We start from the raw sequence: 24443 nt of genomic DNA, 5'->3' as shown, positions 1-24443 counted from the left end.
ACAAAGGGTGAGTGGTCGCGCTGTCGAGGCGCGCGGGTCATGACCACAGACCGGGGAGGCGGTGTAACAATAAAATGGAATTGCTGATTTAAGAATTATGCACCGACTGGAACCAATAGGCTCGACGGCTGTTTATGGAGAAGCGGGACAGCCCCTCACGTCCCGCGAATGATCGGCCGTCTCCCCTCAACGCGCGCCGATCGACATCAGGCCCGGTGCATCCCCCCAAGGAGCGCCGGGCTTTTTCTAGACTCCGTTCACGATGAGTGCTGTTGAGAAAAGGGCGGCATCGCTGCCGCCCTGCTCTTTCAGTCGCACTTGGGATCGCCCGGACGGCAGACGAAGGGCGAGGCCCTGGGGTCCGGATGATTGTAGGTGTCGGCTTTGCCGCCTCTGAACTGCGGCAGGTCACGGAAATCCGAGCTCCTGGTATCCCTGTCCCGACGCTCCCACCTGCGAGCTTCATCTCTGCGGTCGTCCCGTCGATCCTCGTCGCGCCAGTCCCGGTCCCGGTCGCGATCCCGACGATACTCGCGGACCCGGTAGTCCCGATCCAGGTAATCCCGATTGCGATAGTCGCGGTCACGGTAATAATAGTCCGGGCCGCGGCTCCAGCGGTCACGCTCGCGATAAAAATCGCGATGGCGGTAGTAACGGTCCCAATAATTGCCGACGCTGAAGGTGACCAGCGGAATGCCCAGCGGACGGTAATATTCCGGGCCAACATAGACGCGGCGTTGCTCGTAGACTGCCTGCACGTACTGGCCCGAAACCCAGCCGCGGCCGCCGTAGAATTCGACGTCACACCAGTTGACGTTGGAAAGGCATCCACGGATTTCGACGGACGAACCGGCGGGTATGACGGCGACTGCGGGATACCGGGTGCTTGGCCCTGCGCGCATGTTGACGTTTGCCGTCGAGTAACCCCCGGCGGCCTGCGCTATTGCCGGAGCCAGCACAAGCAGTGTGGCCGCGGCTATTTTGACGATGAGTTTTTTCACGCGTCTCACTCCTCGTTGGCGTGTTTTCTGGCAGCGCTCGACTGCCTTTCCTTGGCATATGCCATTTGGAACAAAAGATAGAGCGATCGCCGGCATTCGTTGGGGCGTCACCATTCGCTTTTCTTTCAATACTTTATACGCCGAGCGCGATGAACGTAGCTTGAACGGGGGGAGATTTGTGCTCTCATGCGCTGCTACAGGGCACATGAACCGACAGAAGCGCGGAGCGTCTCCGGCACGTCAGGCTGTTCGGCAATTGAGGTCTGGTCCCGACCGAAAGGCTAACCTTTTGTTAACCTTTCGGCGGCAGTCTGACATCAATACCCGCTTGCTCCTTGACCACGGATGAACTGGCACCGAGCCGAGCGGATGACGAAAGGCCGGGCGACCGGCCTTTTTGTATTTTTGATTTTGGCGCGTCGACACTGCGCGCAATTGCCCTTCAGCCGGCGAGCGCCTGAAGGATCCGCACCCAGGAGCGGATGCCCTTGTGGTAGGAGACAAGCTCGTATTTCTCGTTCGGCGAATGGATACGGTCATCGGCGAGGCCGAAGCCGACGAGCAGCGATTCCATGCCGAGCATCTTCTGGAAATCTCCGACGATCGGGATCGAGCCGCCCATGCCGATGACGATTGCAGGTTTCGGCCACTCGTCGGAAAGCGCCGTCTTCGCCTTGCTCAGAACAGGCGAATCATAGGACAGATGAATTGCCGGCGAGCCGCCATGCGGATGGAATTCGACCGAGCAGTCGGCCGGAATTTTCGACCTGACGTAGCTGCGGAAAGCCTCGCGGATAGCAGCCGGATCCTGCGTGCCGACGAGCCGAAACGAAACCTTGGCCGAGGCCTTGGCGGCGATGACCGTCTTGAAGCCTTCGCCGGTATATCCGCCCCAAATGCCGTTGATTTCGGCCGTCGGCCGGGCCCAGGTGAGTTCCAGCACCGACCGGCCCTTTTCACCGGAGGGAATGGAAAGGCCGACTTCACCGAGAAAACTCTCGGCCGTCTTGCCGAGCGTCTCCCATGACGCCTTGATGTTGTCGGGCGTTTCCTCGACGCCGTCGTAAAAGCCATCAAGCGTGATGCGGCCGGTCTCGTCATGCAGGCCGGCAAGCGCCTCGACGAGAATATGGATCGGATTGGCCGCAGCGCCGCCGAAGAGGCCGGAATGCAGGTCGCGGTCGGCTGCCGTCACGACCACTTCTTCGCCGACGAGGCCGCGCAGTGCCGCGGCGATTGCCGGCGTATCGCGGTCCCACATGCCGGTATCGCAGACAAGCGCATAATCGGCCTTGAGTTCGGCGGCGTTGGCTTCGAGGAAAGGCTTCAGGGACGGTGAGCCCGATTCCTCCTCGCCCTCGAACAGAATGGTGATGCGGCAGGGAAGTGCGCCGTTGATCTCCTTATAGGCGCGGCAGGCTTCGAGGAAGGTCATCAGCTGGCCCTTGTCGTCGGAGGTGCCGCGCCCGGTCAGGATCTTGCGGCCATCGCCGACATCCTTGATCGACGGCTCGAAGGGATCGTTTTCCCAGAGCTCGATCGGGTCGACCGGCTGCACGTCGTAATGGCCGTAGAAAAGCACATGCGGCGCGTCGGCGGAAGCGCCGCCATGGTGGGCGACGACCATCGGATGGCCGGGTGTGTCACGCACCGAGGCGGTAAAGCCGAGGCCTTCGAGATAGGCGACCAGCCATTCGGCCGCCTTCCGGCATTCGGCCTTGTAGACGGGATCGGTGGAAATCGACTGGATGCGCAGAAGCTCGAACAGCTTTTCGAGGCTTGAGGAAAGGTTCTGATCAGCGCGCGCAAGTACCTGTTGTAGATCCGTCATTTTCGACTCCTTTTTGAAATTTGGCCGGACGATAGACCAAACGAGGAAAGCAGGCGAGGCGGAAAAGCAAATGGGCGGCCCGAAAGCGGCCGCGTCCGGATCGGGTGCAAGAAGATTACTGCGGCGATATAGAAGAACCTTCTAATTCAATTTACAGTTATTTAGTAGAACCCAAATAACTTGGCCGTATTCAGCTGTTCGGGGGAGCGGATGTTTTCGGTCATTACATGTATTCGCGACGATCATGATTGGCGGCTGGTGCTCGCGGCCGCGGCGGTTTGTCTGATCGGCGCGATGGCAGCGATGCTGCCGCTTTCACGCGCTCAAGGATGTGATGCCGGGCGCCGCAAGCTCTGGATCGGCGCCTCGGCTTTCGCCTTCGGCACCGGCGTATGGGCAACGCACTTCATCGCGATGCTGGCCTATGACGGCGGCATGCCGATCAGCTACCAACTGGGGCTGACGGCGCTTTCCTTTCTCCTGTCGGTTGCCGGTTCGTGGGCGGCGATCGTCGTCGCTTCGGAGAGCCGCGGCAGGTTTTCGCGCATCCGCGGCGGCGTCCTGATGGCGCTCGGCATCGCCTCGATGCACCTGACCGGTATGCAGGCGATCGAGACACAGGCGGTGATCGTCTACGATCCCTACATGACGCTGAGTGCGGTTCTCGCGGGGGCGCTGCTGTCGAGCGCTGCCTTCTACGCCTTCTTCCAGTGGAGCGGCCTGAGGCGGCTCCTCACCTCGTCCGTCATCTTTGTCCTGGCAATCTGCGCTCTCCACTTCATTTCGATGGCAAGCATCACGCTTGTGCCGGATCCCGGCAAAGAGGTCCCGGCGATGGTGCTCGATACCAGCCTGCTGGCAGCGATTGTGGTGGTAGCGGCGACGGCTCTCATTCTGACCGCTATCGCGGTGGTCTTTATCGACAGCCATCTGACGGATCTGAGAGGGCTCGCCAATGCCTCGCAGGAAGGGCTGCTGATCCTGCGCGAAGGCAGGGTCATCGATGCCAATGAACGGTTCCAGGCTCTTTCCGGCTGGAAGCTTGCCGATCTTGTCGGCAAGGCGCCGTCCGCTGCTTTGACCGCCATACAGGGGCAGAATAGGCCCGGCGAAACCTTGCTCAGCACCAGCAGCGGCAAGGAGATCGCCGTCGAAGTCAATACGAGCAGGATCGTCTATCGCGGGCACAATTGTGACGTGCTGGCGGTGCGCGATCTGACGGAGCGCAGGCAGGCCGAGGAGATGATCGAACATCTCGCCCACCACGATGTTCTCACCGATCTTCCGAACCGGTCGTTGTTCGATACGCGCATCCGTCAGGCGCTGCAGATGGCCGAACGAAAGAGCAGCAAGGTGGCCCTCTTCTATATCGATCTCGATCGGTTCAAGAGCGTCAATGATATTTTCGGCCATGCCGAGGGCGACCGAATTCTCCGCAAGGTTGCCTCGATCCTCCGGCGCGTCGCCGATGAAAGCGATACGATCGCCCGTCTCGGTGGCGATGAATTTGCCATCATCCAGCCCGCCGGACAGCAACCGGCGGCCGCGCAGAAGCTCGCAGCGGCGATCCTCGACGAATTCGCGGCCGAGATGGATACGGCACGCGACCCAACAGCCGTCGGCGTCAGCCTCGGCATCGCCCTTTACCCGGCCGACGGACGTGATGTGGACGAGATCTGCAACAATGCCGATATCGCACTCTATCGGGTCAAGCACGGCGGTCGCGGCAAGGCCTGTTTCTTCGACGCGGAAATGGACGAAGCCACGCGCGCCCGCCGCCAGATCGAAAGCGAACTGCGCCACGCCATCACCCGCAATCAGATCCATGTCAGCTATCAGCCGATTTACGGCGCACTGAGCGGCGAGGTCAGCGGTTATGAGGCCCTGATGCGCTGGAACCGGCCGGGGCACGGCATCAGCGAGCCGGATGTCTTTATTCCGATCGCGGAGGAAAGCGGATCGATTGTCCAGCTCGGCGAATGGGTGCTGCGCGAGGCCTGCGCAGAAGCTGCGCGCTGGCCGCATCCGCTGACGATCGCAGTCAATGTCTCGCCGGTGCAGTTCATGCTGCCGAACCTTTGCGAGCGGATCGAGGCAATCCTCGAGGAAACGGGGCTCGCGCCCGACCGGTTGGAAATCGAAATCACCGAGGCCGCTCTCATCCGTGACCGCGATCGGGTGATGGCCACGCTGCTGCGCCTGCGCAGTCTCGGTGTTCACATCGTCATGGACGACTTCGGCACCGGTTTTTCCTCGCTTTCCAACCTGCGAACCTTCCCCTTCGACAAGATCAAGGTCGACCGCAGCTTCACCGGCATGCTGGAACATGACGCGGCGTCACGTTCGATCGTGCGCGCCATCATCGGTCTCGGCCACAGCCTCGGCATGCCTGTCGTGACGGAGGGCGTCGAAACCGAGACGCAGCGCCAGATCGTCCTCGAAGAAGGCTGCGCACAGGTGCAGGGCTTTTTGCTCGGCAAGCCGGATATCGAGCCGAGCATCAAGCTCGCCGCCAAAAGCCTTCTGTCCTCGACGGCCGACGCTGACGCGTCGCCGCCTCCGTGGCGGCGATCTACGCGTCTTGCCGGTGAATAATCTCGATCAGAGCGTCTTGGCGTTTTCCAGCAGCCGGCGGATATATTCGAGCGTCAGCTCGCGTTCGAATCCGCGAAAGCCTTTGAACAGCGCGAGGTCCGCCTCACGCGCGGTCTCGATCGCCTCAGCTTCCATTGCACGCGCCTTCGGCGTCAGGAAAATCAGCTGCGCCCGCTTGTCGGAGGGATGCGGCCGGCGCTCGATCAGCCCGTCGCGGACCATGCGCGAAAGCGTATTGGCCATGGTCGCCTGCTCGATAGCGACTCGGTCGAGAAGCTGTTTCTGGGTCAGCCCGTCCTCGGCCCAGAGTTCCAGCAGGATGGGAAACTGGCCGGGAGAGAAACCAAGCCCTATCGCGCGCTGGTGCAGCGAGCGGGCAAAACCCTTCGCCAGCTGGCTGGCAAGGTAAGCTCCCGAATCCATGCGGTTAAATCCCATGATCGCAAGTTAGGCTCAAAACCGTGCCGGAGACAATGCAGCAAATCGCAGAGGATGCTGCAAAAAAATGCAAGCTGCGATCAGAACTGCGCGAACCTGAAAAACAAAAGTCGCCATGACCTGGAGGTTGGCCATGGCGACTTTAAAATGGGGACAAAGGCCCGGAGAGGGGGATAAGGCCTTTGTCCAAGCCTGATACGGCGGGGGACAAGCCGGTAATCAGACCCGCGACGCGATCAAGCGCCGGTGACATGCATTTGTAGCTACGAATGTGGTTTTTCAAGGGTAACGGTACGTTACAAATCGGTAACAGTTTGGTGAGCGGAAATTCTTTCCGCACTTGGCGCACCGAACTTTATATGGACCTCGTTCCGTGCCCGCGCTATCCATGCACGCATGAAAAAAGGCGATCACCTCTTCCTAGTCGATGGTTCCGGATTCATCTTTCGGGCGTTTCACGCATTGCCGCCGCTGACGCGCAAGTCCGACGGCCTGCCGGTCGGGGCCGTCTCCGGTTTCTGCAACATGCTGTGGAAACTCTTGAGGGATGCGCGCAATACCGATGTCGGCGTCACCCCGACCCATCTTGCCGTTATCTTCGATTATTCCGCCAAGACCTTTCGCAAGGATCTCTATGACGCCTACAAGGCGAACCGCTCAGCCCCGCCGGAAGAGCTCATCCCGCAATTCGGCCTGATAAGAGAGGCGACCCGCGCCTTCAACCTGCCCTGCATCGAGACCGAAGGCTTCGAGGCCGACGACATCATCGCCACTTATGCCCGCCAGGCCGAGGCAACAGGCGCCGACGTCACGATCGTTTCTTCCGACAAGGATCTGATGCAGCTCGTTACACCAAACGTGCACATGTATGACAGCATGAAGGACAAGCAGATCGGCATTCCCGACGTCATCGAGAAATGGGGCGTGCCGCCGGAAAAGATGATCGACCTGCAGGCGATGACCGGCGATTCCGTGGACAATGTTCCCGGCATTCCGGGAATCGGCCCGAAAACCGCCGCCCAGCTCCTCGAGGAATATGGCGATCTCGACACGCTGCTCGAGCGCGCCACCGAGATCAAGCAGGTCAAACGGCGTGAGATGATCCTTGCCAATATCGAGATGGCGAGGCTTTCGCGCGAACTCGTCCGCCTGCGCACCGATGTGCCGCTCGATCTCGATCTCGACGCGCTGGTACTGGAACCGCAAAACGGCCCGAAGCTGATCGGCTTCCTGAAGACGATGGAATTCACGTCGCTGACACGACGCGTCGCCGAAGTCTGCGATTGCGATGCGAGCACCATCGAACCGGCGGTGGTCCCGATCGAGTGGGGCAAGGCGGCCCATGGTCCTGATCTCGATGCGGCCGAGCCGGAGCCTGTTGCCGGCGGCATACCGGACGTTTCGGGCGAATCGGTGCCCGTGCCGCCTCGCGCGAAGGCAAAGGCCGGTATCGAAGGCGCTTTTTCGCCGGCCGATCTCGCCAAGGCGCGGGCCGAGGCTTTTGCGGCGCTGCCCTTCGATCATTCGAACTATGCGACGATCCGCGATCTCGCGACGCTCGACCGATGGATCGCCGATGCGCGCGACACCGGCCTCATGGCTTTCGATACGGAGACCACGTCGCTGGATGCGATGCAGGCCGAGCTTGTCGGCTTTGCGATGGCGATCGCCGACAATGTCAGCGATCCCACCGGCACGAAGATTCGCGCCGCCTATGTGCCGCTCGCCCACAAGAATGGCGTCGGCGATCTGCTCGGCGGCGGCCTGGCCGAAAACCAGATTTCCATGGGTGACGCCTTGCCGCGGCTGAAGGCATTGCTGGAGGACGAATCGGTCCTCAAGGTCGCCCAGAACCTGAAATACGACTACCTCTTGATGAAGCGCTATGGCATCGAGACGAAGAGTTTCGACGACACGATGCTGATCTCCTATGTGCTCGACGCCGGCACCGGCGCTCACGGCATGGATCCGCTCTCGGAAAAATTCCTCGGCCATACGCCGATCCCCTACAAGGATGTGACGGGCAGCGGCAAGGCGAACGTCACCTTCGACCTGGTCGATATCGACCGCGCCACCCATTATGCCGCCGAGGACGCCGACGTGACGCTGCGCCTCTGGCTGGTGCTGAAGCCGCGGCTGACGGCGGCGGGGCTGACCAGTGTTTACGAGCGGCTGGAGCGGCCGCTGCTGCCGGTGTTGGCGCGCATGGAAGCGCGTGGCATTACGGTCGATCGGCAGATCCTGTCGCGGCTGTCCGGCGAACTGGCTCAGGGTGCGGCGCGCCTGGAAGACGAGATCTACCAGCTCGCCGGCGAACGGTTCAATATCGGTTCGCCGAGGCAGCTGGGCGACATCCTGTTCGGCAAGATGGGCCTTGCCGGCGGCAGCAAGACGAAGACCGGACAATGGTCGACCTCCGCTTCGGTGCTCGAGGATCTCGCCGCCGCCGGTTTCGAGCTGCCGCGCAAGATCGTCGATTGGCGCCAGCTCACCAAGCTGAAATCCACCTATACCGACGCGCTTCCGGGCTATGTCCATCCGGAGACCAGGCGGGTCCACACCTCCTATTCGCTGGCTTCGACGACCACGGGGCGCCTGTCCTCGTCCGAGCCGAATCTGCAGAACATTCCCGTGCGCACCGCAGAAGGCCGCAAGATCCGCACGGCCTTTATCTCGACGCCGGGTCACAAGCTGATTTCCGCCGACTACAGTCAGATCGAACTGCGCGTACTTGCCCATGTGGCCGAGATCCCGCAGCTGACCAAGGCCTTCGAGGACGGCGTCGACATTCACGCCATGACCGCTTCGGAAATGTTCGGCGTGCCGGTCGAAGGCATGCCGGGTGAAGTGCGCCGCCGTGCAAAGGCGATCAATTTCGGCATCATTTACGGCATCTCCGCCTTCGGCCTCGCCAACCAGCTTTCGATCGAACGCTCGGAGGCCGGCGACTACATCAAAAAATATTTCGAGCGCTTCCCCGGCATCCGCGACTATATGGAAAGCCGCAAGGCAATGGCCCGCGACAAGGGTTATGTCGAAACGATCTTCGGCCGCCGCATCAACTATCCCGAAATCCGCTCTTCCAACCCTTCGGTGCGCGCCTTTAACGAACGGGCGGCAATCAACGCGCCGATCCAGGGCTCTGCGGCCGACGTCATTCGCCGGGCGATGATCAAGATGGAGCCGGCGCTCGCCGAAGCCGGTCTTGCCGAGCGTGTGCGCATGTTGCTGCAGGTGCATGACGAGTTGATTTTCGAGGTCGAGGACGAGGATGTCGAAAAGGCGATGCCGGTCATTGTCTCGGTCATGGAAAACGCCACGATGCCAGCGCTCGAAATGCGCGTGCCGCTCAAGGTCGATGCCCGCGCCGCCACCAATTGGGACGAGGCGCATTAACCGCCTCCCCCAACGAAAAAGATTTTTCCGCTTCTCCTAACTCATTGAAATCACGGCCATGTACCTCCCTCGGCCGTATCGGAACGATACGGCTGGAAGGAACTTATTAACCTTCCTTTTCTATCCCGGTAGGGTCGTAATTTGTTAGGCATGAGTGAGTAGCGGACGCATGCGTTTTCCCAGAACCAATTTGACGGATGCCGCAGATTTTTCCAGCGGCATTGAAACGGAGCTTCCGGAGGAAAATCCAGGCGAGAGGCCGCCGGCACCGATCTGGCAGAGCAACTTCTCGCTCGCGCCGAATGTTCGCTTCACCCGCACGCCCGAAACGCTGATCAGCCGCCGCCGCCCGTCGAACGAGCCCGTTCGCAGTGAACCGGAAGCGGAACAGCAGGCGATACGGATAGAACCGGTCGCGGTCGACGTGCCCTTCGATATCTACCTGCCGGAGCCCGCTGAACCTGCCGTAGCGCAGGCTGAGATCGAGACGCTGCAGCCGCCGGCCGCCGCGGTGGAGGCTCCTACCCTGCGCGCCGCTTCCGAACTGTCTTCGATTTCCGATTTTGCCTTCTGGGAAGTCATGGCGTTCGAGGAGGGCGAACCGGTGCGCGCGCCCTCGATCATTCTTCCGAAGATCGAGACCGCGCCCGAATCGATCACCTCGCTGTTTCGCGTCATGGAATGGCGTCCGGGCGCGCTGAAGCCCGCTCAGGCGGCATCCCGACCGGTCCAGCCGCCGGCTGCAGCGCCCGCGCCGGCGGCTCTGCGCCCGCCGGCTGCGATTTCCCTGGAAAGGCCCGTGCGTACCCGCGAGGCGGCGATTGCACCTGCGCCTCAGGTCGCGCCCCAGACTGCGCCGATGCCTCAGGTCACGGCGGTCCCTCAGGCCGCCTCTGTGCCTCGGCCTGCGCCCTCGGTCGCCGCAGTCCTGCCGTCGCCACGCCTTGCAGCAAGGCCTGAAAAGATCGATGCATCAGGTTATGAATTCCCGCCGCGCGCTCTTTTGCAAGAGCCGCCCGAACGTCTCGGCGAGATCATGTCGCAGGAGACGCTGGAGCAGAATGCCGGTCTTCTGGAAAGCGTGCTTGAGGATTTCGGCATCAAGGGCGAGATCATTCATGTCCGCCCCGGCCCCGTCGTCACCCTTTATGAATTCGAGCCGGCGCCCGGCGTGAAGTCGTCGCGCGTCATCGGCCTGGCCGATGATATCGCCCGCTCGATGTCGGCGCTTTCGGCCCGCGTCGCCGTGGTCCCGGGCCGCAACGTCATCGGCATAGAGCTGCCGAATGTCACCCGTGAAACCGTCTATTTCCGGGAGATGATCGAGAGCCAGGATTTCGACAAGAGCGGCTATAAGCTGGCGCTCGGCCTCGGCAAGACCATCGGCGGTGAGCCTGTGATCGCCGAGCTCGCAAAGATGCCGCATCTGCTCGTCGCCGGCACCACCGGTTCGGGCAAATCGGTCGCCATCAATACGATGATCCTGTCGCTGCTCTACCGCATGACGCCGGAGCAATGCCGGCTGATCATGGTCGACCCGAAGATGCTCGAACTCTCCGTCTATGACGGTATTCCGCATCTGCTGACGCCCGTCGTCACCGATCCGAAAAAGGCTGTCATGGCGCTGAAATGGGCGGTGCGCGAGATGGAGGAGCGTTATCGCAAGATGTCGCGCCTCGGCGTGCGCAACATCGACGGCTATAACGGCCGCGTCTCCCAGGCGCGCGAAAAGGGCGAGACCATCCACATCATGGTTCAGACCGGCTTCGACAGGGGAACCGGTGCGCCGATCGAAGAAAGCCAAGAGCTGGATCTTGCGCCGATGCCTTACATCGTCGTCATCGTCGACGAGATGGCCGATCTGATGATGGTCGCCGGCAAAGAGATTGAAGGTGCGATCCAGCGTCTGGCGCAGATGGCGCGTGCCGCCGGTATTCACCTGATCATGGCGACCCAGCGTCCGTCGGTCGATGTCATCACCGGCACGATCAAGGCGAATTTTCCGACCCGCATTTCCTTCCAGGTCACCTCGAAGATCGACAGCCGCACCATCCTCGGCGAGCAGGGCGCAGAGCAGCTGCTCGGACAGGGTGACATGCTGCACATGCAGGGTGGCGGCCGCATCGCCCGTGTCCATGGCCCCTTCGTCTCCGATGCCGAGGTCGAAAAAGTCGTCGCGCATCTGAAGACGCAGGGCCGTCCTGAATATCTGGATACGGTCACTGCCGACGAGGAGGAAGACGTCGAGAATGATGAAGACGGCGCCGTCTTCGACAAGAGTGCTATGGGCGCCGAGGACGGTGACGAGCTCTACCAGCAGGCCGTCAAGGTCGTCATGCGGGACAAGAAGTGCTCAACCTCCTACATCCAGCGCCGCCTCGGCATCGGCTACAACAGAGCCGCCTCCCTAGTGGAGCGGATGGAAAAGGAAGGTCTCGTCGGCCCGGCAAACCACGTCGGCAAACGCGAGATCGTATCCGGACGCGGCGAGGGCGATTGATCGACGATGGCCGGAGTGCGCGGCGCATTCCGGTTTCATGTTTTCAACGTAGCCAATCTTATCGTTTCCTCGACGAACTCGGTCTTGCCGCCGGTATAGAAATCCCAATCGCCGTCCGCCTCCGCGGCCAGGCGGCGTTTGAGGTCGGCATAGGCCTTGGCCTTTGCGGGATGATCTCGGAGATAGTTGCGAAACAGGATGCGCTGCCGATGCGCGGGATTATCGGGTGCGCAGACATAGAGCCTGTACCCGCAAGCCTCGCGGTTACGGGTAAAGACCCAACGGCCGTCTCCGTGAGGGTCACCGTGAAAGGTGAAGTCGGCAGCGCGTACCAATTCTATCGCTGCCGGTAAGGCGTCGTCAGATACCACGACGACATCGAGGTCGATTTTCGGCTTGGCTGCAAGTCCAGGCACAGATGTGCTGCCGATGTGGTCGATGGACTGCACGAGATCACCGAGCAGGACGGAGACCTCGGCGCTGATTGCGGCAAAGAGCAGTGGCCAGGAAGTGTCGTAATCGACAACTTTGATGGCACGCATCCTGCCTCCCTACTGTGGTCGCTGCACTTCGGCCAGCAATTCGTCCAGAATCGCGATCATCTTCTGTTCGGCCTCTTCCAGCGAACCGCTATTGTCGAGTTCCGTCACGTCATAGTCGCCGCGCACGGTCAGCGGGCCGCGGGCAAGCCTGGCCATGATGTCCTCATGTGTCTCCCGGCCGCGCGCTTCCAGCCGGCTGGCGAGCACTTCCGGGCGGGCCGTGACATTGATGACCTTCAGCCGCGGGAAAGCGGCCTGGAAGCGGTGAAGCGCCGAGCGCGAGCCGTTGGCCACGACGATATGGCCTCTCGACAGCGCCACCGAGACTTCGGCCGGAATGCCGTATTTCAGGCCATGCGCCTCCCACCACACGGCGAAGGAGCCTGACTGCTCCATGGCGGCAAAGCCTTGAAGGGAGACGGAAAGATGATCCTCGCCGCCGGCATCGCGGTGGCGGGTGATGACGCGGCGGGCGAAATGGACGTTGTCGCGGCCGGAAAAACGCCGCGCAGCGAGGTTCATCAGCGTGTCCTTGCCGGCGCCGCTCGGCCCGACGACGACGACCATGATGCCGCGTTCGGCTCCAGCAGCCGCATGGGGTTCGTGCGGCGTCATGCGACACGGCGTCCCTGGCGCCAGACGGAGCGTGTTACCGGCACGCCGTGCGAGCGGTGGACACGGACGAGATCGGCGCGCAGCCCGGTCGCGATCCGGCCGCGATCATTGAGGCTGACGGTGCGGGCAGGCGTCGACGTCACCATCGCGATCGCTTTCGGAAGGGTGATGCCTTCCACCTCGTCGGCAAGGATGAAGGGTGCATGCAGCAGGCTGAGCGGCACGTAATCGGAGGACAGAACGTCGAGCACGCCCATTTCGGCGAGATCGCGGGCGGCGATGTTGCCGGAATGGGATTTGCCGCGCACGATGTTGGGCGCGCCCATCAGCACGCTCATGCCGTGCTCGTGCGATGCCCGGGCGGCATCGAAGCTGGTCGGGAACTCGGCAAGGCGCACGCCATTGTCGATCGCCTCGTCGACATGGGAGAGCGTGGCGTCGTCATGGCTTGCGACCGTGATGCCGCGCTCGGCGCAGACCTTGGCGATGGCGTTTCGATGTGGCGTCGAATTGCGCGCCGATTCCGCCTGGCGCTTGGCGACGAAACGCGCAAAGGCCTCATCGCTCAGACCACGCTTCTTTTGGTAGTAGAAGATATATTGATCCATCGTCTGGAACTGCCGCTGGCCGGGCGCGTGATCCATCAGCGAGACGAGCCGCACATGCGGATCATTTTCGAAATCGGCGAAATGTTCAAGCACATTGTCGGCCGATACCTCGCAGCGCAGGTGGATGAGGTGTTCGGCGCGCAGCCTGCCTTCCTTCTCCGCCGATTGGATGGCGTCGGCCATCTCGCGCATCTCGCCATTTTCGAACCCGCCATCCTCATCCGCGCCCATGCGCAGGCAGTCGAAGACCGTCGTGATGCCCGATGTGACGATCTGGGCGTCATGCGCCTGGACGGCAGCCGTCTTGTGCCAGCGAATGCCCGGACGCGGCTGATAATGGCCTTCGAGATGGTCGGTATGCAGTTCGACAAGGCCGGGAATGACGTAATCCCCCTCGAAATCTTCGCCGGCTACCGAATTGCCTTCAGAGATATCGGCGATCTTGCCGTCGCGGATGAGGATCGATCCTGAAAGGATGTCGTCCTCGAGAACGATGCGGGCGTTGGAAAAGACGGTCTCTTTGCTCATATTGTCAGGTCTTTCAGTTTTTAGCGCCGGCAAGGGGCAGCCAGGAACGAACTCTGAACGGGGCGCCGCGCGTCTCCTCGATGAAGACCGCAAGGCCGGAAATCAAAAGCGGGCGGCCGGTGAAACCGGCAAAACGTTCCGCCAGGATTGCTCTCATCACCTCGGCGCGCTCTGCAGGCACCTGCCCGCTCAGTGTCATGTGGAAACCGAAATCCTCCATGACGTAAGGATAGCCCCAGCGCTGCAGATTGGCGCGCTGGCTGTCGCTGAGCCTTTCCGGATTGCGGCGCGCGATATCGGCCTCGGACAGCGTTGCGCGGAACGGCTCGAAGGACTTTACCACCTTCGCTGCGAAATCCTGAAGAGGTTGATGAAGAGAAGCCGGAACAAGGGCAAAAAATCGACCGAGCTGACCGAGGACGAGCTGGGGAATCTCGAAAGCCGGCGTGCGCGCGGCAAACTCCTCGGCAAAGGCCATGAGATCCCTTTCGGTGACAGAAGCGGCAAGCGAAAACGGCGCCTTGATCGTCGCATGAAAGCCATAGCGTCGCGGGTCGGCAGTCAGCTCGAACTGCTCTGCCGCACTCAGCGTCTCATGTGCGGGTGCAGGATAGGTTTTGCCGCTGAACGCATCGCGGCCGAGCCAGAGCGAAGCCGCGCCGGTCAGAGGGTCATCCTTCGGCGGCGAAAAATAGAGAGCGTAGCGCAAGGATTTTGTCCTGGGGATCGTCGAAAGGGGAGCGCAATGTGCAGTGATTTGGCGGCGAACCGCAAGCAGGCTCCCGGCTAAAAGATTTCCGTGACAGAATGATGATGACGGCCGCGCCGCCACCGGCCTTCATCGAGTGCTCAGTGCGAATTCGTGCCCATCAGTCGATGGCGCAGCGCGTTCGATGCGGCGTCGAACAGGAAGACGACGATCAGGATCAGAATGACCATATAGGCGACGTTTTCCCAGTTGGCGTTGGTGCGCATTGCCTCCCAGAGTTTGAGGCCGATGCCGCCTGCGCCGACGGCGCCGATGATGGTGGCACCGCGCACGTTCGACTCCCACTGGTAGAGCGTCTGGCTGACGATGACCGGGACGATCTGCGGCATGATGCCGTAACGATGGACGAGCAAGGTCTGGGCGCCAGTCGATTTGATGCCTTCCCGCGGCTTGTTGTCGATGTTCTCGAGCCCCTCGGAATAAAGCTTGCCGAGCGTGCCGGTCTCGGTGAGGAAGATCGCGCCGCTGCCGGCAAGCGGCCCTGGGCCGAAGGCGCGTGTCAGGAAAAGCGCCCAGATCAGCATGTCGACAGAGCGCAGGAAATCGAAGAAGCGCTTGAGAATCTGGTTCAAGAGGCGGTTCGGAGTGATGTTGCGTGCCGCCAGGAAGGCGAGCGGGAAGGCGGCAAGCGCGCCGAGCAGCGTTCCGAGAAAGGCCATGACGATCGTCTGGAAAAGCTTGGTCCAGACGTCGCCGTGCTGCCATTCGCTGTTGTTCCAGATGTCATCGAAAGCGAGCGACAGGTTGGACTGGTCGGGCTTGATGCGCGGGCCGGAGACAATGAGGCCAAGGACGTCGCCGACCGGCTTGTCGAAGAATGACGATTGCGTGTCGAAGAGGAAATTCGCCCAGCCGAGGAAACGCTTGCGAACTTTCACGCGATCGACGGAAATGCTGACGTCGCCGGCAAAGCCGAGATCAGCGAGCACGTTATCGTCATAGACCGTCATCCAGCTCGGCACCGGGCCGACCACCTCGGGCGCGCCGCTCGAAACGTTGACCGGGACGCTGACGCCGTGTGCGGTCACGATCGTTTCGCTCTTCGAAACGGTGATGCTGCGGCTGGTGCCGCTGACGGAAACGGTGATGCTGCCATCGGGATTGTTGACCACCCAGTCCGGATGCGGATTGTCGCCGAGCGGCGAGAAGCGGGGATAACGCACCTCGATCGAGCCGTCATCCTGGATGCGGAAGTCCGGCTGCACATCATAACTCACCCATTGGCTGAGATAGATGCCGACGCGCTCCCAGTGGGCTTCGGCAAGAAGCTTGGGCAGGTCAAAGAACCAGACGGCGTAGAGGCCGTAGAGGAGGGTCGCAATGAGGATCATCAGCCCGCCGAAACGCTGGCGGAACGACCGGTGGAAATATTCCGGATAGCGCGCTTCAATCTCTTGCATGCGGTTTGCGTCGATCACCGTCATGGCGGCCTCAATGTTGCAGAAGGAAAGCGTGTTCGCCGACGAGACGGCGGCGCAGCCATGCGGAGAACTGGTCGACGGCGATGATCGTCACGAACAACAGGAGTACGAGGGCGACGGTCTTTGCGCCGAAGCCGCGCGAGATCGAAAGCTTCAGCTCTTCGCCGATGCCGCCGCCACCGACGGCGCCGATGATGGTCGAGGCGCGCACGTTGATCTCCAGGCGCAGCAGCGCATAGGAGGCGAAATTCGGCAGCACCTGCGGCAGGGCGGCGAAGCGCACCCGCTCCCACCAGTTGGCGCCGACGGCCTTCATCCCCTCATGTGGCTTCATGTCGATATTTTCGGCGACTTCGTAGAAGAGTTTGCCGAGCGCGCCGATCGTGTGCAGGGTGATGGCGATGATGGCGGCGACCGGCCCGATCGACAGGAGCGCTGAAAACAGGCCGGCAATGACGATATCCGGGAAGGCGCGCAGGAATTCCATCAGCCGCTTGGTGAAGACTCGCAGCGGCCACGAACTCGTCAGGTTGCGCGCCGCAAAGAAGCTCAAGGGCACGGCAAAGACGAAGGCGATGATAGTCGAGATCAGCGCCACGTTGATCGTGACGATCATCAGCTCGAAATATTCCGGGATGTAGAAGTCTCCCCAGATATAGACGCGGCCTTTGATGAAGTTGAATTCCTCGCCGCCCTTGTCGTTGACGCTCGCTATGTCGAAGAGCGCGCGCCAGACGTCGTTCCAATCCTTGGGAATGAGCCAGCTCAGGAAGTCGAATAGGTGCGGCAGGCGTTCGAAGAAATGGCCGGCATTGCTCTCATCGGCAAAGCGGACGGAGCTCACGAAAGCCGCGATAAGGATAACCAGGCCGAGCACGGTGCAGAAGCGGCGCTTGGCGACCATCCGGTCCCAGGCGGTGCCGATCTCCTGCGTGCTCTGCATGTGCGGCTGTGTGTCGGCAATGGTCATGGACGCTCCGCGCTGTAACAAACAAAGGGCGGCCGTTGTCAGCCGCCCCGTATTCAAAAGGCGATCAGCCGCCGATGGCCGCCTTGCGAACTTCGACGACGGCCTTGTAGAAGTCGTGCTTGACGGGAGCGTAGCCCTTGTAGTCGCCGCCTTCGACAGCCGAGAAGCACTTGTGATCCTTTTCCGGCAGGGCCGTGAAGAAGGCTGCGAGCTTCGTCTGCCACTCCTGGCCGAGGGCGTTGCGCACGACGAGCGGGCCGTTCGGGATCAGCGGCGAACGCCAGACTTCAACGAGCTTGTTCGGATCGACGGCGCCCTTGTCGACTTCCTTGCGGAACGTGCCGGAAGTGTAGCCATCCTTGAAGTCGCCGATGCCCGACGAGTCGTCGACGGCGACATCGACCTTGCCGTCATAGGCGGCAAGCAGGTTGTTTTCGTGACCGCCGTTGAATTGGGTCGAGGCAAAGAACTTGTCGTTCGGCATGCCGGTGTCCTTCGGGATCTGCGTCAGCGGCACGAGGTAACCGGAGGTGGAGTCCGGATCGGCGTAGCCGAGCTTCTTGCCCTTGGCGTCCTTGATGGTCTTGATGCCGGAGGACTTCAGTGCGAGGCCGATCGAGTAATAACCAGTCGAACCGTCTTTCTGCTGCGTCGTCAGGATCGGCGTAACAGCCTTCGGATCCTTCAGGTAGACGGAGGCGTAACCGGAAGCGCCGAGTTCGGCGAAGTCGAGCGTGCCGCCGAGCAGGCCCTGGATAACGCCGTCATAGTCAGCGGCCGGGAAGAGCGAGACCTTCTCGAAGCCGAATTCCTGCTTCAGGTGGTCGGCGAGGCAGGCATAGTTGCGCAGGCGGTCAGTTTCATTTTCGCCGCCAAGGATGCCGATGCGGAATTCCTTGAGGTCTGCGGCATTGGCGGCGCCGGCGAGCGCAAACAGCGCCGTTGCCGCAAAGAGTGCTTTCTTCAACATGCGTTCTCTCCTATCGACCGGTGTCTCCGGCCTTCCCGTTACGAAGAAGTGTGCCCTTAACGCGGGCGTTCGATCGCGGCCGCCTCTGTCAGAGACCAGCCAACGCCAGCGGCTGGACGCCGGCGGATTGATTGTTGGCGCCCTCGGGAGCGATATTGATGGAGGTCGAGGTCATCGTTTCGTCGATGCCGGCGCCGTCCTTGTCCGTGCCGTAGATTTCCTTCACTGCTTCGGCCGTCAGCTCCGAGGGCTTGCCGTCGAAGACGACGCGGCCGCCGGCCATGCCGACGATGCGCTCACAATAGTTGCGGGCGGTGTCGAGCGTATGCAGATTGGTGATGACGGTGATGCCCTCACGCTCGTTGATGTCGCGCAGCGCATCCATGACGATCTTGGCGTTCAGCGGATCGAGCGAGGCGATCGGTTCGTCGGCGAGCACCATCTTCGGGTTCTGCATCAGCGCGCGGGCGATCGCCACGCGCTGCTGCTGGCCGCCGGAAAGCGTGCCGGCCGGCTGCAGCGCCGTCTGCTCGATGCCGAGGCGTTCGAGTGCCGCGATCGCATGCACGCGCTCCTCGCGGGTGAAGATGTTGAGGAGGCTCAGAAGCGTCGGGCGGTGATTGAGGCGGCCGAGCATGACATTGGTCAGGACATCGAGGCGCGGCACCAGGTTGAACTGCTGGAAGATCATCGCACAGTCGCGCTGCCAGTTGCGCAATGCCTGGCCGCGAAGCCCGGAGACCTCGACGCCGGCGAAATGAATGGAGCCGGAGCTCGGCTCCTGGAGGCGGTTGATCATGCGCAGCAGCGTCGACTTGCCGGCGCCGGAGCGGCCGATGATGCCGACCATCTGACCCTGGGGAATGGTGAGGGTCACGGCATCGACGGCGAGCTTTTTTCCGAAACGACGGGTGACATCCTTCAGCTCGAACATCATGCTGGTCCCTTGCACTTCAGGCCTTGGTCAGCACCGCATTAGTCCCGCTTGATGAACCCCAAATGTCAGATTTGTGTAAGAAGTGTCACAAATCTCCGCGCTGCAGAGGCGGTGTCTAGCCCTCGTAGCGGGCCAGAAAATCTTCCGCGCTTAAGTTGCGGAAATCTTGCAAAGCCAGGCGCAACCGGTCGTGTTGCCAATCCCACCAGGAAAGTCTGTCCATGCGTTCGCCGATCTCTTTCGCGAAACGTTCGCGGATGAGCTTGGCCGGCACACCGCCGACGATCGTGTATGGCGCAACGTCCTTCGATACGACGGCGCCGGCACCGATAACGGCGCCGTTGCCGACTTTGACGCCGGGCAAGATGGTCGCACCATGGCCGATCCAAACGTCGTGGCCGATCGTCACCCGGTTTGCGCGCCGCCAGGCGAAGAAGTCCGTCTCCATGTCGGCGTCGGGCCAGTAGTCGGCGGCGCGATAGGTGAAATGATGCAGGGTCGCGCGCCAGGTCGGATGGTTGGTGGCGTTGATGCGCACGGCGGCGGCGATATTGACGAACTTGCCGATCGTCGCGCACCAGACGGCCCCGTCCTGCATGATGTAGGAATAGTCGCCGAAGGTGGCTTCGCTAATACGGCAGCGTTCTGAGACCTCGGTGTAGCGCCCAAAGATAGAGTCGCTGACATCAGCCGTTTCGTGGATATAGGGCTCGGTACCCAACTGGCGGCTCATGCGGCGATCTTCCGAGGAGAGAACTGCTGGACGTCGAGGATGCGGTCGGCGACGGCCTCGCGCACTTCCTCGTCGTGGAAGATGCCGAGAAGGGCGACGCCCGCCTTCTTCTTCTCCGCGATCGTGCCGACGACAACGGCGCGGTTTTTCGCATCGAGCGAGGCTGTGGGTTCATCGAGGAGCAGGATCGTATGCTCGGTGATGAAGCCGCGGGCGATGTTGACGCGCTGCTGCTCGCCGCCGGAGAAGGTGGCGGGCGGCAGCTGCCACAGCGCTTCCGGCAAGTTGAGCCTGGCGAGCAGGGCGCCTGCCTTTTCCCGTGCAACGACGACATCTTCGCCGCGCGCCACGAGCGGCTCGGCTACCACGTCGATTGCCGCCACGCGCGGCACGGTGCGCAGGAATTGGCTGACATAGCCGAGCGTATTGCGGCGAACGGTGAGCACGGTGCGTGGATCGGCGGAGGCGAGATCGACGATCCGCCCGTGGTGGCGAATGAGGATCTGACCGGTGTCGACGGCATAATTGCCGTAGATCATCTTGAGCAGCGAGCTCTTGCCGATGCCCGAGGGGCCGCCGAGCACGACGCATTCACCCGCAGATACCGAGAAGGCGACATCCGAGACGACAGGCAGCCTGATGCCGTCGCGCAGGTGCATGGTGAAGCTCTTCGAGACTTCGGAGACGACGAGGGGCGTTGGCATGATTTGGGTTTCCTGGTTTCTAACTCAGACCTGCAGGATCGAGGAGACGAGCAACTGCGTGTAAGGCTCTCTGGGATCGTCGAGCACGCGGTCGGTAAGACCCTGTTCGATGACGTAGCCGTCCTTCATCACCATCATGCGGTGCGAGAGCAGGCGAGCGACGGCGAGATCGTGGGTGACGATGATGGCCGAGAGGCCGAGATCGTTGACGAGGCCGCGCACGAGATCGAGCAGGCGCGCCTGCACCGATACGTCGAGGCCGCCCGTGGGTTCATCCATGAAGACCAGGCGCGGACCGGTGACGAGATTGCGGGCGATCTGCAGGCGCTGGCGCATGCCGCCGGAAAAGGCGCGCGGCTGGTCGTCGATGCGGTCAGCGTCGATCTCGACGCGTTCGAGCCAGTCAATGGCGGTAGAGCGGATCTTGCCGTAGTGCCGGTCGCCGATCGCCATCAGCCGTTCACCGACATTGGCACCCGCCGATACGGTCATGCGCAATCCATCGGCCGGGTTCTGGTGCACGAAACCCCAGTCCGTGCGCATCAGGAATCGGCGCTCCGCTTCGTTCATGCGGTAGAGGTCGCGGTAGTTGCCATCGCGCATGTGGTATTCGACGCTGCCGGTCGTCGGCATCAACCGGGTGGAGATGCAGTTGAGCAACGTCGTCTTGCCCGAGCCGGATTCGCCGACGATGGCCAGCACTTCGCCGGGCCAGAGCTCGAAGGAGACGTTCCGGCAGCCGATGCGTTTGCCGTAGAACTTCGAGAGGTCGTTGACCTTGAGAAGCGGTATATCGGTCATTCTGCAGCCTCCCGGGCCAGCATTTCGCCGGCATGCCCCTGGGCGCGGCGGTCTTCGCAATGGTCGGTGTCGGAGCAGACGAACATGCGCCCGCCCTTATCGTCGAGGATGACCTCGTCGAGGTAGACATCCTCTGCGCCGCAGAGCGCGCAGGGCCTGTCGAAGCGCTGGATCTCGAAGGGATGGTCTTCGAAATCCAGGCTGACGACATCGGTATAGGGCGGCACGGCATAGATTCGCTTTTCGCGGCCTGCGCCGAAAAGCTGCAGCGCTTCCGACTTGTGCATCTTCGGATTATCGAATTTCGGCGTCGGCGAGGGATCCATCACGTAGCGGCCATGCACCTTGACCGGATAGGCATAGGTCGTGGCGATGCGGCCGTTGCGGGCGATATCCTCATAGAGCTTCACATGCATGAGGCCGTATTCCTCGAGCGCATGCATCTTGCGCGTCTCGGTCTCGCGCGGCTCAAGGAAGCGCAGCGGTTCGGGGATCGGCACCTGGTAGACGAGCACCTGACCGGCTCCGAGTTTTTCCTCCGGGATGCGGTGGCGCGTCTGGATGATCGTCGCATCGCTGGTGCGCGTCGTCACCGCGACATTGGCGACCTTCTGGAAAAAGGCGCGGATGGAGACAGCGTTGGTCGTGTCATCGGCGCCCTGGTCGATGACTTTCAGAACGTCATCCGGCCCGATGATCGAAGCGGTCACCTGCACGCCGCCGGTGCCCCACCCGTAAGGCATCGGCATTTCTCTGCTGGCAAAGGGTACCTGGTAGCCGGGAATGGCGATGGCCTTCAGGATGGCGCGGCGGATCATCCGCTTGGTCTGTTCGTCGAGATAGGCGAAGTTGTAGCTGGCGAGATCGCTCATTCGGCGGCTTCCTTCATCTCTTCGCCGCTGCTCCGGGCGGCTTCAAATTCGCGACGCATGCGGCGGACGAGATCGAGTTCGGCCTGGAAATCCACATAATGCGGAAGCTTCAGATGCTCGACGAAACCCGTTGCCTGAACGTTGTCGGAGTGGGAAATGACGAATTCCTCGTCCTGTGCCGGCGCGGTGATATCCTCGCCGAGCTCTTCTGCCCGCAGCGCCCGATCGACCAGCGACATTGCCATCGCCTTGCGTTCGCTCTGGCCGAAGACCAGGCCGTAGCCGCGGGTGAATTGCGGCGGTGCCTTCGCCGAGCCCTTAAACTGGTTGACCATCTGGCACTCGGTGATCTGGATCGTGCCGAGCGAGACCGCGAAACCGAGCTCAGGCACGTCGAATTCCACCTCGACTTCGCCGATGCGGATCTCCCCGGTGAAAGGATGGTTGCGGCCGTAGCCGCGCTGGGTTGAATAACCGAGCGCCAGCAGGAAGCCCTCGTCGCCGCGGGCAAGCGCCTGCAGGCGCAGGTCCCGGGTCATCGGGAATTCCATCGGCTCGCGGGTCAGGTCGCCGATCTCGTGGTCCTCGGGCATGTCGCCGTCGGCCTCGATCAGACCCTCCTCGCCGAGGATTTCGGAGACGCGCATGACGCGGCCGGTCTCGGCCGGACGCTGGGCCGGCGCCTCGACCGCTTCGTCCTCGAGCAGCGAGGGATCGAGCAGCCGATGGGTATAATCGAAAGTCGGCCCAAGGAGCTGGCCGCCCGGCAGGTCCTTGTAGGTCGCCGAGATACGGCGTTCGATCGCCATGCCAGCCGTGTCGAGCGGTCTGGAATAACCGAAGCGCGGCAGCGTCGTGCGGTAAGCGCGCAGCAGGAAGATCGCCTCGATCATGTCGCCGCGCGATTGACGGACGGCCAGCGCTGCGAGAGTCCGGTCGAAAAGCGAGGCCTCGGCCATGACGCGGTCGACGGCGAGGGCGAGTTGTTCGACGATCTGGTCGATGCCGATCGCCGGCAGCGACCGGTCACCGCGGCGACGGTCGGCGAGCAGACGGTGGGCATTGGCAATGGCGGCCTCGCCACCCTTGACGGCAACATACATGAGCTCAGATCTCCGTTGCTGTGATCTTGGTGGTGCGCGGCAGGCAGACGAAGCGCTTGCCCGATGTCAGCACGATGTCGATGCCGCGCGGAAAAAGCGCGCGGTTCTCGGCCCAGAGCCTGAGGAAGGTCTCCGGCAGGCCGGCCGGCGCGATCTCGGTCACGTTTTGGATGCCGGGGCCGATCAGCGCCAGCCTGCGTCCGCCTTCGAGGTCGGGAAGCTCGATGACGACAGTCGTCGAGCGGTCGGGATATTCCTGCGTGCCTGACGCAAACAGGCCGAAGGAGCAAAGCGCAGTGCCCGCCTCGATGAAGGCAAAGCGCGCATCCGCCTTTTCGGCGGTCAGTGGGGCGCCGGTGTGGAAGCCGAGCCAGTCCGGCACAGCGGATTTCCCCAGTCCCGCGGTCAGCCAGACGGGTGTGTCGTGGTCGCAAAGAGTGAGCGCGATCGTGCCGGCGGCGATACCGAGCGGCGCCGGCGGGTCGATCTCGGGCTCAACGGTCTGGAGGGTGCCGGGGCGGGCCATGCCGTCCATCAGCATCTTGAAGACGCTCTGCGCATGGAAAACCGGATCGGTAAAGCCACCGGTAAAGACTTCTGTCGTCAGACCCATCAGTTGTCCCCCCGCACCATGGTGAAGAAGTCGACGCGGGTTGCCGCCGTCTCATCCGCCTTGCGACGTTCGGTGGTGGCGATCCTTTCCGCGATCGGCAAAAGCAGCGCCTGTTCGACGAAATCCCTGGTCGCCTCCTCCTGCCAGAGCGCGTCGAAGATCGCCGCAAGACGGGCCTTCTCCCGGTCGGTGCCGAGCGCCTGCGCATGACCGATGGAGCCGGACTCGAGCCGCACCGTTGAGCGTGTCATCGTCACCTCGCCGAGATTAAAGGGAGCTCCGCCGCCGCCGATGCGGCCGCGCACCATCACCAGTCCCGTCTCCGGTCCGCGCACAGGATAAGCCACGGGCTTTTGCGGCAACGCGTCCCAGGCCGCCTGGAGTTCGCTCCGTTCCCCACGCGCCAGCAGATCGGCGGCGCGTTTGCGCTCCAAGACCGTCTGTGACGCGGCGTCTGTCTTGTCCGCTGATATCATCGCTGCTTCCTCAAATGTCT

21 protein-coding genes are annotated in these 24443 nt (G+C 62.1%); 3 read left to right on the top strand and 18 right to left on the bottom strand.

The window, feature by feature from the left end:
• Positions 1–308: 308 nt before the first annotated feature.
• Positions 309–1001 carry an SH3 domain-containing protein gene (locus tag CO660_RS21560; protein WP_097600437.1) on the bottom strand — a complete coding sequence of 231 codons (693 nt, stop codon included), beginning with the start codon at positions 999–1001 and terminating at the stop codon, positions 309–311.
• A 442-nt stretch (positions 1002–1443) separates the two neighbouring features.
• Positions 1444–2832, bottom strand: coding sequence for a dipeptidase (locus CO660_RS21555; protein WP_097600436.1), 1389 nt, complete (start codon positions 2830–2832; stop codon positions 1444–1446).
• A 210-nt stretch (positions 2833–3042) separates the two neighbouring features.
• Between CO660_RS21555 and CO660_RS21550 the strand changes: the two genes are divergently transcribed.
• Entirely contained in the window at positions 3043–5427 is a 2385-nt protein-coding gene (locus CO660_RS21550) for an EAL domain-containing protein (RefSeq protein ID WP_097600435.1), read from the top strand.
• A 6-nt stretch (positions 5428–5433) separates the two neighbouring features.
• On the opposite strand, the gene CO660_RS21545 is transcribed toward CO660_RS21550, so the two are convergent.
• Complete coding sequence (locus tag CO660_RS21545) at positions 5434–5850, bottom strand: MarR family transcriptional regulator (protein ID WP_097600434.1); 417 nt, start codon at positions 5848–5850, stop codon at positions 5434–5436.
• A 411-nt stretch (positions 5851–6261) separates the two neighbouring features.
• On the opposite strand from CO660_RS21545, the gene polA reads away from it, so the two are divergent.
• Together polA and CO660_RS21530 are read left to right on the top strand one after the other, a co-directional pair.
• Positions 6262–9261 (top strand): DNA polymerase I, encoded by a 3000-nt coding sequence (gene polA / locus CO660_RS21535; protein ID WP_097600433.1) that lies wholly within the window; start codon positions 6262–6264, stop codon positions 9259–9261.
• A 169-nt stretch (positions 9262–9430) separates the two neighbouring features.
• Complete coding sequence (locus CO660_RS21530; RefSeq protein WP_097600432.1) at positions 9431–11761, top strand: DNA translocase FtsK; 2331 nt, start codon at positions 9431–9433, stop codon at positions 11759–11761.
• Between the two features lie 35 nt (positions 11762–11796).
• On the opposite strand, the gene CO660_RS21525 is transcribed toward CO660_RS21530, so the two are convergent.
• From CO660_RS21525 to phnG, 15 genes are all read right to left on the bottom strand, one after another.
• On the bottom strand, positions 11797–12303 hold the full coding sequence (locus tag CO660_RS21525; protein WP_097600431.1) for a GrpB family protein: 507 nt from the start codon (positions 12301–12303) through the stop codon (positions 11797–11799).
• A gap of 9 nt (positions 12304–12312) precedes the next feature.
• Positions 12313–12918, bottom strand: coding sequence for a phosphonate metabolism protein/1,5-bisphosphokinase (PRPP-forming) PhnN (phnN, locus tag CO660_RS21520; protein ID WP_097600430.1), 606 nt, complete (start codon positions 12916–12918; stop codon positions 12313–12315).
• Positions 12915–14054 carry an alpha-D-ribose 1-methylphosphonate 5-triphosphate diphosphatase gene (locus CO660_RS21515; protein ID WP_097600429.1) on the bottom strand — a complete coding sequence of 380 codons (1140 nt, stop codon included), beginning with the start codon at positions 14052–14054 and terminating at the stop codon, positions 12915–12917. Before CO660_RS21515 ends, phnN begins: the two co-directional genes overlap by 4 nt.
• A gap of 13 nt (positions 14055–14067) precedes the next feature.
• The gene (locus tag CO660_RS21510) at positions 14068–14763 is read right to left on the bottom strand and encodes a DUF1045 domain-containing protein (RefSeq protein WP_097600428.1); all 696 of its coding nucleotides are present in this window, start codon (positions 14761–14763) and stop codon (positions 14068–14070) included.
• A 140-nt stretch (positions 14764–14903) separates the two neighbouring features.
• A complete protein-coding gene (gene phnE / locus CO660_RS21505) occupies positions 14904–16247 on the bottom strand; it encodes a phosphonate ABC transporter, permease protein PhnE (RefSeq protein ID WP_097600427.1) in 1344 nt (447 codons plus the stop codon).
• A gap of 7 nt (positions 16248–16254) precedes the next feature.
• Positions 16255–17214 carry a phosphonate ABC transporter, permease protein PhnE gene (phnE, locus tag CO660_RS21500; RefSeq protein WP_097600426.1) on the bottom strand — a complete coding sequence of 320 codons (960 nt, stop codon included), beginning with the start codon at positions 17212–17214 and terminating at the stop codon, positions 16255–16257.
• 64 nt (positions 17215–17278) lie between these two features.
• Entirely contained in the window at positions 17279–18184 is a 906-nt protein-coding gene (gene phnD / locus CO660_RS21495) for a phosphonate ABC transporter substrate-binding protein (RefSeq protein ID WP_085776549.1), read from the bottom strand.
• Positions 18185–18272: 88 nt separating this feature from the next.
• On the bottom strand, positions 18273–19118 hold the full coding sequence (phnC, locus tag CO660_RS21490; RefSeq protein WP_176536345.1) for a phosphonate ABC transporter ATP-binding protein: 846 nt from the start codon (positions 19116–19118) through the stop codon (positions 18273–18275).
• Positions 19119–19236: 118 nt separating this feature from the next.
• Positions 19237–19854 carry a DapH/DapD/GlmU-related protein gene (locus CO660_RS21485; protein WP_097600424.1) on the bottom strand — a complete coding sequence of 206 codons (618 nt, stop codon included), beginning with the start codon at positions 19852–19854 and terminating at the stop codon, positions 19237–19239.
• The gene (phnL, locus tag CO660_RS21480; RefSeq protein ID WP_097600423.1) at positions 19851–20558 is read right to left on the bottom strand and encodes a phosphonate C-P lyase system protein PhnL; all 708 of its coding nucleotides are present in this window, start codon (positions 20556–20558) and stop codon (positions 19851–19853) included. Before phnL ends, CO660_RS21485 begins: the two co-directional genes overlap by 4 nt.
• Before the next feature lie 24 nt (positions 20559–20582).
• A complete protein-coding gene (gene phnK, locus CO660_RS21475) occupies positions 20583–21359 on the bottom strand; it encodes a phosphonate C-P lyase system protein PhnK (protein ID WP_097600422.1) in 777 nt (258 codons plus the stop codon).
• Positions 21356–22231, bottom strand: coding sequence for an alpha-D-ribose 1-methylphosphonate 5-phosphate C-P-lyase PhnJ (locus CO660_RS21470; protein ID WP_097600421.1), 876 nt, complete (start codon positions 22229–22231; stop codon positions 21356–21358). Before CO660_RS21470 ends, phnK begins: the two co-directional genes overlap by 4 nt.
• Positions 22228–23334: a carbon-phosphorus lyase complex subunit PhnI gene (locus CO660_RS21465; RefSeq protein ID WP_097600420.1), complete on the bottom strand. Its 1107-nt coding sequence runs from the start codon at positions 23332–23334 to the stop codon at positions 22228–22230. Before CO660_RS21465 ends, CO660_RS21470 begins: the two co-directional genes overlap by 4 nt.
• Before the next feature lie 4 nt (positions 23335–23338).
• Positions 23339–23947, bottom strand: a complete 609-nt coding sequence (phnH, locus tag CO660_RS21460) for a phosphonate C-P lyase system protein PhnH (RefSeq protein WP_097600419.1) — start codon at positions 23945–23947, stop codon at positions 23339–23341.
• Positions 23947–24423, bottom strand: a complete 477-nt coding sequence (phnG, locus tag CO660_RS21455; RefSeq protein WP_097600418.1) for a phosphonate C-P lyase system protein PhnG — start codon at positions 24421–24423, stop codon at positions 23947–23949. The genes phnH and phnG overlap by 1 nt, the downstream gene beginning before the upstream one ends.
• Positions 24424–24443: the final 20 nt, after the last annotated feature.

This window comes from Rhizobium sp. L9 (assembly GCF_002531885.1).
GTDB lineage: Bacteria > Pseudomonadota > Alphaproteobacteria > Rhizobiales > Rhizobiaceae > Rhizobium.
Note: the sequence above shows the minus strand (reverse complement) of the source record. Positions and strands in the feature narration are given on the sequence as shown.

What these genes read in the sequence shown, in the direction of transcription:
- CO660_RS21555 (WP_097600436.1), bottom strand. Translation starts at nt 2,832, where the DNA reads ATGACGGATCTACAACAGGTACTTGCGCGCGCTGATCAGAACCTTTCC.
- CO660_RS21550 (WP_097600435.1), top strand. Translation starts at nt 3,043, where the DNA reads ATGTTTTCGGTCATTACATGTATTCGCGACGATCATGATTGGCGGCTG.
- CO660_RS21545 (WP_097600434.1), bottom strand. Translation starts at nt 5,850, where the DNA reads ATGGATTCGGGAGCTTACCTTGCCAGCCAGCTGGCGAAGGGTTTTGCC.
- polA (WP_097600433.1), top strand. Translation starts at nt 6,262, where the DNA reads ATGAAAAAAGGCGATCACCTCTTCCTAGTCGATGGTTCCGGATTCATC.
- CO660_RS21530 (WP_097600432.1), top strand. Translation starts at nt 9,431, where the DNA reads ATGCGTTTTCCCAGAACCAATTTGACGGATGCCGCAGATTTTTCCAGC.
- CO660_RS21525 (WP_097600431.1), bottom strand. Translation starts at nt 12,303, where the DNA reads ATGCGTGCCATCAAAGTTGTCGATTACGACACTTCCTGGCCACTGCTC.
- phnN (WP_097600430.1), bottom strand. Translation starts at nt 12,918, where the DNA reads ATGACGCCGCACGAACCCCATGCGGCTGCTGGAGCCGAACGCGGCATC.
- CO660_RS21515 (WP_097600429.1), bottom strand. Translation starts at nt 14,054, where the DNA reads ATGAGCAAAGAGACCGTCTTTTCCAACGCCCGCATCGTTCTCGAGGAC.
- phnE (WP_097600427.1), bottom strand. Translation starts at nt 16,247, where the DNA reads ATGACGGTGATCGACGCAAACCGCATGCAAGAGATTGAAGCGCGCTAT.
- phnE (WP_097600426.1), bottom strand. Translation starts at nt 17,214, where the DNA reads ATGACCATTGCCGACACACAGCCGCACATGCAGAGCACGCAGGAGATC.
- phnD (WP_085776549.1), bottom strand. Translation starts at nt 18,184, where the DNA reads ATGTTGAAGAAAGCACTCTTTGCGGCAACGGCGCTGTTTGCGCTCGCC.
- phnC (WP_176536345.1), bottom strand. Translation starts at nt 19,118, where the DNA reads ATGTTCGAGCTGAAGGATGTCACCCGTCGTTTCGGAAAAAAGCTCGCC.
- CO660_RS21485 (WP_097600424.1), bottom strand. Translation starts at nt 19,854, where the DNA reads ATGAGCCGCCAGTTGGGTACCGAGCCCTATATCCACGAAACGGCTGAT.
- phnL (WP_097600423.1), bottom strand. Translation starts at nt 20,558, where the DNA reads ATGCCAACGCCCCTCGTCGTCTCCGAAGTCTCGAAGAGCTTCACCATG.
- phnK (WP_097600422.1), bottom strand. Translation starts at nt 21,359, where the DNA reads ATGACCGATATACCGCTTCTCAAGGTCAACGACCTCTCGAAGTTCTAC.
- CO660_RS21470 (WP_097600421.1), bottom strand. Translation starts at nt 22,231, where the DNA reads ATGAGCGATCTCGCCAGCTACAACTTCGCCTATCTCGACGAACAGACC.
- CO660_RS21465 (WP_097600420.1), bottom strand. Translation starts at nt 23,334, where the DNA reads ATGTATGTTGCCGTCAAGGGTGGCGAGGCCGCCATTGCCAATGCCCAC.
- phnH (WP_097600419.1), bottom strand. Translation starts at nt 23,947, where the DNA reads ATGGGTCTGACGACAGAAGTCTTTACCGGTGGCTTTACCGATCCGGTT.
- phnG (WP_097600418.1), bottom strand. Translation starts at nt 24,423, where the DNA reads ATGATATCAGCGGACAAGACAGACGCCGCGTCACAGACGGTCTTGGAG.